Consider the following 12,729-nt stretch of genomic DNA (forward strand, 5'->3'; position numbering starts at 1 on the left):
ACACCTCCCCCCCCCCCCCCCCCCCCCCCCCCCCCCCCCCCCCCCCCCCCCCCCCCCCCCCCCCCCCCCCCCCCCCCCCCCCCCCCCCCCCCCGCGCCGTGCCGTACGAGGGTCCGGTGCCCGGCGCGTGGGTAGGACGCGCCGGACACCGGCGCGCCGCGTCTCCCGGCCGGGTCCGGTGCGGTGGCAGACCCCGACGTCGCCGTCCGGCCCACCTTGTCCCGCCCCTGTTCCCCGGCCGAATCCCCCAGGAAGGAAATCCCCCGTGGCAACGACGACACCCACACGGGGTGCCCCCACCCCGCCCGCCGGCGGCTCCGGTGCCGTACCGAACGGACGCGGTACCTGGCGCAGCCGGCTGTGGCGCCTCGACGACCTCGCGTCCCCGTACGCGTACATCGCTCCGTTCTTCCTCGTCTTCGGTGCCTTCGGGCTCTACCCGCTCCTCTACACGGGCTGGATCGCCCTGCACCGGGTGGAGATGACGAGCCTCAGCACGTCGGAGTGGGTCGGTTTCGACAACTTCACCAAGATCCTCCAGGACTCGGAGTTCTGGACGGCCGTCACGAACACCTTCCTGATCGGTGTCATCTCGACCGTCCCGCAGCTGCTCGTGGCCCTGGGCCTCGCCCACCTGCTCAACTACAAGCTGCGCGCCAGCACGTTCTGGCGGACGGTCGTCCTCACCCCGTACGCCACCTCGGTGGCGACCGCGGCCCTGGTCTTCGCCCTGGTGTTCCGGGCCGACGGCGGCATCCTCAACTGGGTGCTGCACTTCGTCGGCATCGGCAACACCGACTGGGGCAACGGCGAATGGACCTCCAAGATCGCCATCTCGGTCATCGTCATCTGGCGCTGGACCGGCTACAACGCGCTGATCTACCTGGCGGCCATGCAGGCCGTGCCCACCGATCTGTACGAAGCCGCGTCCATCGACGGGGCGACGCGCTGGCAGCAGTTCCGCAAGGTGACCATCCCCTCGCTGCGCCCGACGATCCTGTTCACCATCGTCATCTCGACGATCGGCTCCATGCAGCTGTTCGGTGAGCCGCTGCTCCTCCAGGGCGGCACGCTCGGCTCCACCGGCGGCAACGAGCACCAGTACGAAACCCTCAGCATCTACCTCTACAACTACGGCTGGAAGCTGGGGCATCTGGGCCCGGCCGCGGCGGTCGCCTGGGCGATGCTCGCCCTGCTGCTGCTCATCGCCCTGATCAACCTGATCGTCGGCCGGTTCCTGCGCAAGAGCGCGGTCTGACGGGAGCGATATCGATGACCACGACCAGCCCCACCAACACCGCGCCGGGCCTCGACCCGGTCCCGCCGGTCACCTCCCCGGCCAGGAACCGCGTCCGTCTGAAGCTGGGCGCCGGGCAGCAGCTCAAGGGCGGCCCCCTCACCTACCTCGCCCTGGTCGTCGTCGGCCTGGGCTCGGTCTTCCCGCTGTACTGGACGCTGGTGGCCGCCTCGCACGACCAGCAGCGCGTCCTCGACAGCCCGCCGCCGCTGCTGCCGGGCGGCAGGCTGTGGAGCAACCTCCAGACCGCCTGGGAACAGGCCCATCTGGGCAAGGCCATCGTCAACAGCGTGATCGTGGCGGGCTGCATCACCGCGGCCACCCTGTTCTTCTGCACCCTGGCCGGCTACGCCTTCGCCAAGATGCGGTTCCGCGGCCGGGGCGCCCTGATGACCGCCGTCATCGCCACCCTCACGATCCCGCCGCAGCTCAGCGTGGTCCCGCTGTTCATGATGATGGCGGACATCGGGTGGGGCGGGAAACTGGAGTCGGTGATCTTCCCGACCCTGGTCGGCGCCTTCGGTGTCTTCTTCATGCGCCAGTACCTGCTGGAGGCGCTGCCCTACGAGCTCATCGAGGCCGCCAAGGTGGACGGGGCGACCAACATCCGCATCGTGTGGAACGTCGTCCTGCCCGCGGCCCGGCCCGCGATGATGGTGCTCGGCATGCTCACCTTCGTCCAGGCGTGGAACGACTTCTTCTGGCCCTTCCTCGCCCTGAACCAGGACAACCCCACCCTCCAGGTCGCCCTCGGGCAGCTCAGCGCCTCCTACACCCCCGACCAGAGCATCGTCATGGCCGGCGCGCTGATCAGCACCCTGCCGCTGCTGCTGGTCTTCGTGATCTTCGGCAAGCAGATCGTCGGAGGCATCATGGCGGGCGCCGTCAAGGGCTGACGCCGGGCAGACCGCCCCCTCGCGGTCCGGCGCCCCGCGCGACCTCCGTCCCGTACCGGGCCGTCCCGGGCGGGGCCCGTACCCGGCCGGGACGCCCGCGCGCGTCCCGGCCGCCCTCCCCGCAGCACCGTGCCGCCCCCCTTCTCTCTTCCCCCTTCCCCACGCCACTTCGGGAGCGTTCTCACCATGACCGCCGTACGAACCGAGACCACTGCCCAGTCGGCCTCAGACACCTCCTTCCCGCCCGGCTTCGTCTGGGGGGCCGCCACCGCCGCGTACCAGGTGGAGGGCGCCGCCGCCGAGGACGGTCGGACGCCGTCCATCTGGGACACCTTCAGCCACACCCCGGGCAGGGTCCGCAACGGCGACACGGGTGACATCGCCGCCGACCACTACCACCGGTACAAGGACGACGTGGCGCTGATGAAGGACCTCGGCCTCAAGGCCTACCGGTTCTCCGTCTCCTGGTCCCGGGTGCAGCCCACCGGCCGGGGGCCCGCGGTCGAGCGCGGCCTGGACTTCTACCGGCGGCTCACCGACGAACTCCTCGAAGCGGGCATCACCCCCGTCGCCACCCTCTACCACTGGGACCTGCCCCAGGAACTGGAGGACGCGGGCGGCTGGCCGCAGCGGGACACCGCGCACCGCTTCGCCGACTACGCCGAGATCATGGCCCGCGCCCTGGGCGACCGGGTCGGGGTGTGGACCACCCTCAACGAGCCCTGGTGCAGCGCCTTTTTGGGCTACGGCTCCGGCGTGCACGCCCCGGGGCGCACCGACCCGGCCGCCACCCTGCGCGCGGCACACCACCTGAACCTGGCACACGGGCTGGCGGTCGGGGCGCTGCGGGAGAACCTGCCGTCGACCGCGCAGACCTCCGTCACCCTCAACCTGCACCAGGTGCGCCCGCTGACCGACAGCGCCGCGGACGCCGAGGCGGCCCGGCGTATCGACGCCGTCGGCAACCGGATCTTCACCGGCCCGATCCTGGACGGCGCCTACCCCGAGGACCTGCTCGCCGACACCGCGCACCTGGTGGACTGGGCGGAGCTGGTGCACGACGGCGACCTGGCCGAGATCTCCCGTCCGATCGACCTGCTCGGCGTCAACTACTACTCCCCGACCGTGGTCTCCGCGGCCGCGGGGGACGGCGCCAGTACCCGCGACGACGGTCACGGCGCGAGTGCCCACTCGCCGTGGACGGGCGCCGACCACGTCGCCTTCCACCTGGCCAACGACCAGCTCACCGCGATGAACTGGGCCATCGACGCGAGCGGACTGCACACCCTGCTGACCGGCCTGGCGGCCTCGCACCCGGGGCTGCCGCTGATGGTCACCGAGAACGGCGCCGCCTTCGACGACTACGTCTCGCCCGAGGGCCGGGTGAACGACCCGCAGCGGATCGCCTACCTCCATTCCCACCTGGAAGCCGTCCGGCAGGCGGTCGCCGACGGAGCGGACGTACGGGGTTACTTCCTGTGGTCGCTGCTGGACAACTTCGAATGGTCCTACGGCTACTCCAAGCGCTTCGGCGCCGTCTACGTCGACTACGGCACCCAGCGCCGCATCCCCAAGGCCAGCGCACACTGGTACGCGGAGGTGATCCGCCGGAACGCCTTGCCGGGCGCCGGCGAGCAGGGCTGACCCGGTACGGCCCCGCGGGGCGACGGGGCCCGGAGCTGCCGGGTCACGGCTGTTACATTTCCTGGCCTGAAGGCTGCGAACGGAAGGCGGCGACGATGACGGTCAAGGGTGAGCGGGGCCGAGGTACTCGGCGGCCGACCCTGGAGGAGGTCGCCGCCCGCGCCGGGGTGGGCCGCGGCACGGTGTCGCGCGTGATCAACGGCTCGCCCCGGGTCAGCGACGCGACCCGCGCGGCCGTGGAGGCGGCCGTCAACGAACTCGGCTACGTCCCCAACCCCGCCGCCCGCGCGCTGGCCGCCAACCGCACCGACGCGATCGCGCTGGTCGTGCCCGAGCCGGAGACCCGGTTCTTCGCGGAGCCGTACTTCTCCGACATGCTCAGCGGCGTCGGTGCCGAACTCTCCGAAACCGAGATGCAGTTGCTGCTGATCTTCGCGGGCAGCGACCGCGAGCGGCGCCGGCTCGCCCAGTACCTGGCCGCGCACCGGGTCGACGGGGTGCTGCTGGTGTCCGTGCACGCCGACGACCCGTTGCCCGACCTGCTCGCCCAGCTGGAGATCCCGGCCGTGATCAGCGGCCCGCGCTCGGCGGAGGAGACGCTGACCTCGGTGGACTCCGACAACTACGGCGGCGCCCGGTCGGCCGTGGAGCACCTGCTGGCCCGGGGCCGCCGCACGATCGCCCACATCACCGGCCGGCTCGACGTGTACGGAGCCCAGCGCCGCGTCGACGGCTACCGCGACGCCCTGCGCGACGCCGGCCGTACGGCGGACGAACTCCTCATCGAGCCGGGCGACTTCACCGAGGAGGGCGGCCGGCGGGCGATGGCCCGGCTGCTGGAGCGCGAGCCCGGCCTCGACGCCGTGTTCGCCGGCTCCGACGTGATGGCGGCGGGCGCCCGCCAGGTGCTGCGCGTGGCAGGCCGCCGTATCCCCGAGGACGTGGCGCTGGTCGGGTACGACGACTCGGCCATCGCCCGCCACATGGACCCGCCGCTCACGAGCGTCCGCCAGCCGATCGAGGGGATGGGCCGCGCGATGATCGACCTGCTGCTGGCCGAGATCGCCGACCGGCGTCCGGCCGGTGCCGGGGGGCTGCAGCGCCGGCACGCGGTACTGCCGACGGCACTGGTGGCCCGGGCGTCCTCCTAGGGCCTGTCTGACAATTCCCGTCGTCGCCCGGAGGGCGGCCTCGCGGCGTCAGGTGCGTGCTCTCGGTGTGCCGGGCCCTGGCCCACGTACTGGACGTACTTGGGTCAGGGCCCGGTGCGGCGAGAGTGCGTGCATGGCGTCGTGAGGCAGGCGGGAATTGTCAGACAGGCCCTAGTCCTCTCAGAGCGTCTTGGTCTGGCCGCCGTCGACGAGGGTCTCCGTGCCGGTGATGTTGGCGGCCAGGGGGGAGGCGAGGAACAGGGTGAGGTCGGCGATCTCGTGCGCCTCGCTGATCCGCCCGGACGTGATCCCCATGCTCTGCGGCACGACGACGTCCAGCGCCTCCTGCGCGGTGGTCCCGGCGGCTGCGGCGGTGGCGTCGGCGAAGCCGCCCGGCGCGGTCCAGAACGGCGTGCGGACCGGGCCCGGGGCGATGGAGTTGACGCGCACGCCCTGCGGCGCGAACTCCTCCGACAGGGACTTGTTCAGGTTGGTCAGCGCCGCCTTGGCCGCGGAGTAGTCGACCACCATGGGGAACGGCAGCCGGGCGTTGATCGAGCTGATGTTCACGATGGCCGCGTCACCCGCCGCGATCAGATGGGGGAGGGCGGCGCGGGTGGTGCGGACGGCGCTGAAGAAGGTCAGGTCGAAGATCCGCTGCCAGGCGGCGTCGTCGACCTCGAGGAACGACTCGCGGGGTTCGGCGGCGCCGAGGTTGTTGACCAGGATGTCCAGGCGCCCGTGGCGCTCCACGGCCTGCTGGACCAGGGCCTCCGCGCCCGCGGTGGTGGACAGGTCGCCCGGTACGAACGTGACGTCGTGGTCGGCTGCCAGGGCGTCCAGTTCGGGGGTGGAGGTGCGGCTGCCGGCCACGACCTTGACCCCCTCGCGGGCCAGCTTCTCGACCACGGCCAGGCCGATGCCCTTGCTGGCTCCGGTGACGACGGCGACCTTGTCCTTGAGGTGCAGTTCCATGACGGTCCCTTTCTGGATTGATCAATACATAATTACGGTATGGTTTGCCCCGGGTGCAGGTGCGGGTGCAGGTGCGGCGGGACGCCTGTGGCGGTCAGTCCAGCGCGCGCATCGCGACGGACAGGGCGTCCTCCGCGAACTCCCTTCCGGTGCGCGCCTGGCCGACGATGCGGATCCCCTGGATGAAGGTGGTGAGGAACCGCGCAAGCTCCCTCGGGTCCTTGTCCGGGGCGAGCTCGCCCCGGACCTGCGCCTGCTCCAGTGCTCCGGCGAGGAAGGACTCGACCTGCCGGACGGCCGTGGTGACCCGGTCCGCCGCCGAAGGCTGCTCGCCGCACTGCGTGGAGGCGCTGACCACGAGACAGCCTCGGGTGGGGTCGGCCAGGTCCGCCTCGATCATGGAGGTGAGCACCTTGCGGATCGCGGGCCGGATCCCGGTCGTCCCGTCCAGGATCTTCTCCAGGTCGCTGCCCTGGAGGGAGGTGTAGCGCTCCAGGGCGCGGAGGTAGAGCTGCTCCTTCGAGCCGAAGGCCGCGTAGAAGCTGCCGCTGCCTATGGACAGCTCCTGCAGCAGGTCCTGCAGGGACGTCTCGGCGTAGCCGCGGCGCCAGAACAGGTCCATGGCCCGGTCTATCGCCCGGTCGACGTCGAATTCCCTGGTGCGTGCCATGCCGAAAGAGTAGCTCACTTTGTGGAGTAGTCAATCCACAATGATGACCCCGGGCGTCGGCCGCGGCGCGGTAGGCCGACCTTCCCATCAGACCGAGTCCGGGGGACCCGGCTGGTGGGGGGGAACATGGAGCTCATCGGTCGGGCTGCGGCCTGCGCGGCGCGGGGAGGGAGCGTCGCCTTCGGCGCGGACAGCGGCAGCGGCAGAACGCCCATGATCTGAGGGGGTTCTGGCGCACCTCCTCGACGGTGTCGGGGTCGCCCGGCCGCCCGGGCGCGGACGGCCTCTTTTGTCGGTGTCCTGACCCGGCGTAAGCCCACGAAACCGGGAACCCCGGTGCCCTCGCGCCGGGGAGGCACCCCAGTGCCGGCTCTGGTGCGGCGTAAAGATCCGTTCATGGTTCTCGGTCGAACAGGGACAGTAACCGTCATGACCTGATAAGAAATGCGCACACTTCGGTTGAGCGTGATAGCTCCCGCGCGCGTTGTGGCGTGGACGCACCCGTAGGCCCGAGTGACGCTTCGACCGCTGTCACGGCCACAGGTGTGACGGCGCGTCAGTTTCTAGGAGATTTCTGCATGGCCAAGAAGGTCCACGCCGCGCCGGGACGTCCCCGACGCGCGGCAGCAAAGACCGGCAGACGGGCCAGGGCGATCACTGCGGCCTCCGCCGCTGCCATCGCTCTCATCGCCGTCACCGGAACCGCCACCGGAGCGGTCGCCCAGGGCGGAGCGGCCGGATCGGACGGACCCCGGCGCATAGGGGCGGCCCCGCGCGTCCCGGCGGGTGCGACGGTGACCGGCGCGACCGCGTCGAAAACCACGCTGCACCTCAGCGTGAACCTGGCTCCGCGTGACCCGCAGGCGCTGGCGGACTTCGTCACCGCGGTGTCCACACCGGGGAACGCCCAGTACCACCACTACCTGGCCAAGGGGCAGTTCGCCGAGGTCTTCGGTCCCACCCGGGCCACCATCGCGGGAGTCTCACACGCGTTGAAGGCGGCCGGTCTCACCCCCGGCAAGGTCAGCCCGGACGGCCTGTCCATCCCGGTCACCGCCACCGCCGCGCAGGCCTCCCACGCCTTCGGCACCGGCTTCCGCAACGTCCGGCTCAAGGACGGCACCACCGACTACCTCAACACCTCGGCCCCCTCGCTGCCCGCGGACGTGGCGTCCTCGGTGACCGGGATCGTCGGCCTGAGCAGCATCAACACCGTCAGCAGCCACCACTCCGCGGTGCGTCGTGCGAGCAGGAACGGTTCTGCAGCCACCGTCTCCGGACGCGCCTCGCACACGGTGACCCCGCACACGTACACCCCCGCGCTCTGCGCGGACTTCACCGGCTCGGGCCTGACCGACGGCACCGACTACTACAGCCCCGGCAAGCTGGCCGGCGCCTACGGGATGACCAGCTCCGCCACCGCCGGTGCCGGGCAGACCGTGGCCGTGTTCGAGCTGGAGAACGTCGACGACGGCAGCATCGCCGCGTACCAGTCCTGCGTCGGCACCAGCACCTCGGTGTCCCACGTGTACGTCGACACGACGGCGGGAGCCGGAGCGCCGGCCACCGACGGAGAGGTCGGCGTGGAATCCGCGCTCGACATCGAGGACCTGATAGGCCTGGTGCCCGGCGCCGCCGTCATCGACTACCAGGGACCGGACGCCGCGTCGGCGACCGACCAGAACGTGCTCGACGTCTACCAGCGGATGGTCACCGACGACCAGGCGCAGGTAATCTCCACCAGTTGGGGTGAATGCGAGGCGGTCGAGAGCAGCGCGACCGCGAACGCCGAGAACACCGTCTTCGCGGAGGCCGCCGCACAGGGCCAGAGCGTCGTCGCCGCCTCGGGCGACGACGGTTCCAGCGACTGCTACCGCGCGACCGGCTCCACGGCCAAGGCCGTCGACGACCCCGCGAGCCAGCCCTACGTCACCGGGGTCGGCGGCACCACGATGACCACCTCGGGCAGCACCACGACCCAGACGACGTGGGGCAACGCCTCCGGCGGCACCGGTGGCGGCGTCTCCTCGCGCTGGGCTCCCGTCGTCTACCAGGGCGGTGTCGCCACCACCACCAAGCGTGCCGTTCCGGACGTCTCCGCTCTGGCGGACCCGGCCGACGGGTATCCGATCTACTACCAGGACGACAGCCAGTCCTCCAGCCCCGTCCCCGGCCTCGTCGGCGGCACCAGCGGAGCGGCCCCGACCTGGGCCGCCGCGATCGTCCAGGCCAACGCCGGCACGGCCTGCCAGACCAACGGCCCGGTGGGTTTCCTCAACAACGCCCTCTACAAGGCCGCACGGAGCAGCTACCCGACGAACTTCTGGGACGTCACCAGCGGCAACAACTCCGTGTACGCCACCGGCTACACGGCGGCGGCCGGCTACGACGAGGTGACCGGCCTGGGCTCGCCCAAGGAGGCCGGCCTGACCGCCGCACTGTGCGCGGCCAAGGGCACGGCCGCTACGGGCGCCTCCACCTTCCACCCGCTCAGCAGCCCCAAGCGCCTGCTGGACACCCGCAACGGCACCGGCTGGGGCCTCAGTTCCGTCCCGGCGACGAAGCCCCTGGTCGCGGGCGGCACCGCCCCGGTCAAGATCGAGGGAGCCGGGGGGATCCCCAGCAGCGGCGTGACCGCTGTCGTGCTCAACCTCACGGTCACCGGCACCACCGGCGCGGGTTCGGTGATCGCCTGGGCCGACGGCACCAGCAAGCCGTCGACCAGCAACCTCAACTGGACCGGAGCGAGCCAGACCATCGCCGCCTCGGCGACCGTCAAGGTGGCAGGCGACGGCGTGGTGGACCTCTACACGAGCAGCACCACCCACCTGATCGCCGATGTCCAGGGCTACTACACCAGCGGCACCACCGGCGCGAAGTACACGGCGCTGGCCCCGGCCCGCCTGCTGGACACCCGCTCCAAGGTCGGCATCTCCACCACTAGCAAGATCTCCAACAAGGTGATCAGCCTCAAGGTCCGCGGCCACGGGGGCGTGCCGACCGGCGCCGGCTCCGTGGTGCTCAACCTGACGGCCACCCAGACCGTCGGCGGCGGTTACCTGGAGGCCTACCCCGAAGGCGCCACCCGCCCGACCGCGTCCAACGTCAACTGGTCGGCCACCGGGACCACCATCCCCAACCTGGTGGTCGTGCCGATCGGCAGCGACGGCAACGTCAGCATCTACGTCCACGGCACCAGCCACGTGATCGCCGACGTCTCCGGCTACTTCTCCACCAGCGGCTCGGCCTTCCACACGGTCACGCCGCTGCGCCTGCTGGACACCCGTCAGACGACGGCGCTGGGCTCCGGCAAGACGCTGGCCCTGCAGATCTCGGGGCGCGACGCCATCCCGTCCACCGGCGTCAAGGCGGTCGTGCTGACGGTCACCGTCACCGGCACCACGGGCAGTGGATACCTCAGCGCCTGGGCCGACGGCGGCAGCCGTCCGACGGCCTCCAACCTGAACTGGGTGCAGGGCAAGACGATCGCCAACCAGGTCATCGTGCCCGTCGGCTCCGACGGCAAGGTGGACTTCTACGCGAGCAGCACCACCCACGTGATCGCGGACGTGGCCGGCTACATCGGCTGACGCCCACCGACACATGACCGCGATGCCCCGTCGACCGCGCCGGCCGACGGGGCATCGTTGTGTACCCCGACCTCCGGGACACTGGCGCGGGCGGGAGAGCAACAGAAAGGTCGTCGGCCCGCGCTTCCGCGGGCCGACGGCCTTTCACCCAAGGGTGAGTGACGGGACTCGAACCCTACCTTTTGCAAAGGCTTGTCCTGGGACTATACCCAAAAGGGGACATCTGGGTTGCATTTGCCGTTCTCTGGCTTGCACTTGATGTCGTCCTTGTGGCCACGCGTGTGGCCGCGTCCACACCAACTGGAGGGCGATCACTCAGCGGCTCTGGTCCTGTCATCGACACCTTAGGAGGGGGTTTCCGAGATCGCCCGCAGTCCGCTGTGGTGCCAGTCGATACTGAGGGCCCACAAGGACACCAAGGGGGGTAGTCGTGGCTAAGAGGCCTGCACCGAAGCACCTGACGATCACCATCGACTTCGACCTTCAGACCGACGGATCGACGGTCCACTACACGCGCGCCCGTGCGGCTTACGAGGCGGCCACCCAGGCGGCGATCAGCGAAGCGACGAGGGTGCTGCCGTCCGACAGCATCAAGGCGATCACGAGCGAGATCGACTGGTCGTACCGCTGGCAACGGGAGGGCGATGTCCACTTCACCCGCCTGGAGGCCGACGAGACCACCTACTCGGATGCCGAAGAGGATGAGAGGCAGTGGGACGATGAAGGCCTCCACTTTGACACCGAGAGCGGTCGTTGGTTCAGGGCCGTGACAGTTCAGGGCGGCGATGTGGAATCAGTCGAGCTGGACGACTGAGGCAGCACAGCGAAGCGCCCCGACCCTTCCGAGGGAGAGCCGGGGCGCTTCTCGTCTCATGGCCGGGGGAGCCGTCAGGACATGGCGCCGTGAGGGAGCGTGGGGATGGACGCGTGCTGACTCACCAGGACGTCCAGCGCGTGTAGGAAGGCCGTGTGGGTCCCGGCGTCATGAGCCGCCTGGATCACCTCGTCCAGGAAGTCGTACGCCTGCTCATCCGTCAGGTCGCTGAGCCAGGGGAAGGCGCTGCTGTGCACGGCACTCCTCGCGAGCCCTGGTGTGCGTCGCCAGGAGGGGTGCTCTGGGGATGGCTCGGCTCCGCGAGCAGGTCGTCCCAGTCGAAGTGCGGGGAGTTCCACAGGACCGTCACGCCGTGCTCCTCGCAGTAGGCGCCGATGGAGTCCTCGACCGGGAACTCGTGGTCTTCGTGGACGCACTTGGTCATTGCGCCTCCAGCTCTCGACATGAGTTGCCCTCGGCGGGATCGACTCGCCAGAAGCTGGTGATGATCGCCCGGTAGGTCCGGTGGGTCGGGTTGGAGCCCGTGCGCTGCCGGGCCCAGATCTCGGCCGGGAGGCGATCTCCGTCTGTGGCGCCCGACTGGTCCTCGCACGACAGGCACTCGGCCTCGTACATCGGTTCCTTGGGGGCGCCTTCGGCCGTCTCGGGCCCGAGCGTCCACTCCGCTGCCTTGATGACTGCTCTCACGGCTCGTCCTTCACGCCGGAGAGGGCCGAGACGCTGGTGACGATGAGGAAGCCGGGGCCGTGGCTGTGGTGGAGCTTCAGCTCGACCGAGCCGGCCACCGGAGCGATCGTCTTACCCGAGCGAACAGCACCACTCCAGATGGACAGGCGGTGCCGTTCGGATTCGGCGATGGAGATGATCTGCTTGCGCGAGAGCGGGAGCGGGCTGAGATCCACCGGCGCCCCCAATCCTCAGGGTTAACCGCTGTGCTGGCGCCTTGACCTGTTGATCAGGAGCACGCCCGTGCGAGGCTGCCGCCATGCCACACGATGACGCAGCGGTGACTATGGCCGACCTCTTCGATCCCGAGCCGGAGGGGTGGGGTCTGCGCGGCGACCCCTATGCCTGGCGGGACCTTCGCGACCACCTGTCTGGTATCGACATTCCAACATCGGCTGACGAGGTGCTCAGCCTTCTTTGGGCGTCTTTCAGCGAGGTCGTGGGGATCGACCTCGTCACCGAGCAGGAGCCGCACGTGTACAAGGAGCAATACGCTCATGGCGGCATGTCCAGCGGATACATCGATATCTGCACGTGGCGAGATCGGCTGATGCCTCTGCTCGTGAAGCGTGCGTGGACGCTGCTGACGGCCTGATCACGTCAGTTGCCGACCAGGTTGCCGTCGTCGGCCTCGCCCATCTGCCGGGCTGCCCTGGTCAGCGCCTGCCCAGGGTCTCCGAGCATCGAGCGGGCTTCCGATACACCCTCGTCCCCAGCGTCGACTTGCGCGAGCTTCAAGGCGCTCGTGATGGCGCTGGAGGCGGCCAGTGTGAAGTCCTTGGTCTCCTTGGCCGGGGGCTGCTGGAGCCAAACGGCGGTCACCTCGCCGGTGTGGCTGAAGCCCGTCAGGAGGTACCGGGTCTGTGCCCGCTCGATGGACCTCTCCGCGAGACCCAGAAGCTGTTCCTGGATCCGCGCCCGTCGGCCACTCAGGTCGACCTGACG

The 12,729-nt window shown here is 70.2% G+C and carries 13 protein-coding genes; 7 read left to right on the top strand and 6 right to left on the bottom strand.

The window, feature by feature from the left end; genetic code table 11:
• The first annotated feature begins 265 nt into the window (after window positions 1–265).
• The 4 genes from ACZ63F_RS23175 (at window position 266) to ACZ63F_RS23190 (ending at window position 4,988) form a co-directional block, all read left to right on the top strand.
• Window positions 266–1,258, top strand: a complete 993-nt coding sequence (locus ACZ63F_RS23175) for a carbohydrate ABC transporter permease (RefSeq protein ID WP_469713357.1) — start codon at window positions 266–268, stop codon at window positions 1,256–1,258.
• Window positions 1,259–1,272: 14 nt separating this feature from the next.
• Window positions 1,273–2,193 carry a carbohydrate ABC transporter permease gene (locus tag ACZ63F_RS23180; RefSeq protein WP_469713358.1) on the top strand — a complete coding sequence of 307 codons (921 nt, stop codon included), beginning with the start codon at window positions 1,273–1,275 and terminating at the stop codon, window positions 2,191–2,193.
• A 186-nt stretch (window positions 2,194–2,379) separates the two neighbouring features.
• Window positions 2,380–3,837, top strand: coding sequence for a GH1 family beta-glucosidase (locus ACZ63F_RS23185; RefSeq protein ID WP_469713360.1), 1,458 nt, complete (start codon window positions 2,380–2,382; stop codon window positions 3,835–3,837).
• Between the two features lie 95 nt (window positions 3,838–3,932).
• On the top strand, window positions 3,933–4,988 hold the full coding sequence (locus tag ACZ63F_RS23190; protein ID WP_469713361.1) for a LacI family DNA-binding transcriptional regulator: 1,056 nt from the start codon (window positions 3,933–3,935) through the stop codon (window positions 4,986–4,988).
• A 180-nt stretch (window positions 4,989–5,168) separates the two neighbouring features.
• Here the strand turns inward: ACZ63F_RS23190 and ACZ63F_RS23195 are convergent, their stop codons facing one another.
• Both ACZ63F_RS23195 and ACZ63F_RS23200 read right to left on the bottom strand, forming a co-directional pair.
• Window positions 5,169–5,963: an SDR family NAD(P)-dependent oxidoreductase gene (locus ACZ63F_RS23195; protein ID WP_469713362.1), complete on the bottom strand. Its 795-nt coding sequence runs from the start codon at window positions 5,961–5,963 to the stop codon at window positions 5,169–5,171.
• A 94-nt stretch (window positions 5,964–6,057) separates the two neighbouring features.
• Window positions 6,058–6,633 carry a TetR/AcrR family transcriptional regulator gene (locus ACZ63F_RS23200; protein WP_469713363.1) on the bottom strand — a complete coding sequence of 192 codons (576 nt, stop codon included), beginning with the start codon at window positions 6,631–6,633 and terminating at the stop codon, window positions 6,058–6,060.
• Between the two features lie 578 nt (window positions 6,634–7,211).
• On the opposite strand from ACZ63F_RS23200, the gene ACZ63F_RS23205 reads away from it, so the two are divergent.
• Window positions 7,212–10,223, top strand: coding sequence for a S53 family peptidase (locus tag ACZ63F_RS23205; RefSeq protein ID WP_469713364.1), 3,012 nt, complete (start codon window positions 7,212–7,214; stop codon window positions 10,221–10,223).
• A 430-nt stretch (window positions 10,224–10,653) separates the two neighbouring features.
• Window positions 10,654–11,037: a hypothetical protein gene (locus ACZ63F_RS23210; RefSeq protein WP_469713367.1), complete on the top strand. Its 384-nt coding sequence runs from the start codon at window positions 10,654–10,656 to the stop codon at window positions 11,035–11,037.
• Between the two features lie 74 nt (window positions 11,038–11,111).
• Here ACZ63F_RS23210 and ACZ63F_RS23215 read toward each other — a convergent pair whose 3' ends face one another.
• The 3 genes from ACZ63F_RS23215 to ACZ63F_RS23225 all read right to left on the bottom strand — a co-directional run bounded on the left by ACZ63F_RS23215 (window position 11,112) and on the right by ACZ63F_RS23225 (window position 11,960).
• The gene (locus tag ACZ63F_RS23215) at window positions 11,112–11,294 is read right to left on the bottom strand and encodes a hypothetical protein (RefSeq protein WP_469713368.1); all 183 of its coding nucleotides are present in this window, start codon (window positions 11,292–11,294) and stop codon (window positions 11,112–11,114) included.
• A 184-nt stretch (window positions 11,295–11,478) separates the two neighbouring features.
• Window positions 11,479–11,745: a DUF7848 domain-containing protein gene (locus ACZ63F_RS23220; protein ID WP_469713370.1), complete on the bottom strand. Its 267-nt coding sequence runs from the start codon at window positions 11,743–11,745 to the stop codon at window positions 11,479–11,481.
• Window positions 11,742–11,960: a hypothetical protein gene (locus ACZ63F_RS23225; protein WP_469713371.1), complete on the bottom strand. Its 219-nt coding sequence runs from the start codon at window positions 11,958–11,960 to the stop codon at window positions 11,742–11,744. The genes ACZ63F_RS23220 and ACZ63F_RS23225 overlap by 4 nt, the downstream gene beginning before the upstream one ends.
• 83 nt (window positions 11,961–12,043) lie before the next feature.
• On the opposite strand from ACZ63F_RS23225, the gene ACZ63F_RS23230 reads away from it, so the two are divergent.
• Window positions 12,044–12,379, top strand: a complete 336-nt coding sequence (locus ACZ63F_RS23230; protein WP_469713373.1) for a hypothetical protein — start codon at window positions 12,044–12,046, stop codon at window positions 12,377–12,379.
• A 5-nt stretch (window positions 12,380–12,384) separates the two neighbouring features.
• Here ACZ63F_RS23230 and ACZ63F_RS23235 read toward each other — a convergent pair whose 3' ends face one another.
• Window positions 12,385–12,606, bottom strand: a complete 222-nt coding sequence (locus ACZ63F_RS23235) for a hypothetical protein (protein WP_469713374.1) — start codon at window positions 12,604–12,606, stop codon at window positions 12,385–12,387.
• Window positions 12,607–12,729 lie beyond the last annotated feature (123 nt).

The sequence above is a fragment of the Streptomyces sp. NPDC104761 genome (genome assembly GCF_055583445.1).

Excerpts from the sequence above, each read along its gene's own strand:
- ACZ63F_RS23180 (WP_469713358.1), top strand. The coding sequence starts at position 1,273 with ATGACCACGACCAGCCCCACCAACACCGCGCCGGGCCTCGACCCGGTC.
- ACZ63F_RS23185 (WP_469713360.1), top strand. The coding sequence starts at position 2,380 with ATGACCGCCGTACGAACCGAGACCACTGCCCAGTCGGCCTCAGACACC.
- ACZ63F_RS23190 (WP_469713361.1), top strand. The coding sequence starts at position 3,933 with ATGACGGTCAAGGGTGAGCGGGGCCGAGGTACTCGGCGGCCGACCCTG.
- ACZ63F_RS23195 (WP_469713362.1), bottom strand. The coding sequence starts at position 5,963 with ATGGAACTGCACCTCAAGGACAAGGTCGCCGTCGTCACCGGAGCCAGC.
- ACZ63F_RS23200 (WP_469713363.1), bottom strand. The coding sequence starts at position 6,633 with ATGGCACGCACCAGGGAATTCGACGTCGACCGGGCGATAGACCGGGCC.
- ACZ63F_RS23205 (WP_469713364.1), top strand. The coding sequence starts at position 7,212 with ATGGCCAAGAAGGTCCACGCCGCGCCGGGACGTCCCCGACGCGCGGCA.
- ACZ63F_RS23230 (WP_469713373.1), top strand. The coding sequence starts at position 12,044 with ATGCCACACGATGACGCAGCGGTGACTATGGCCGACCTCTTCGATCCC.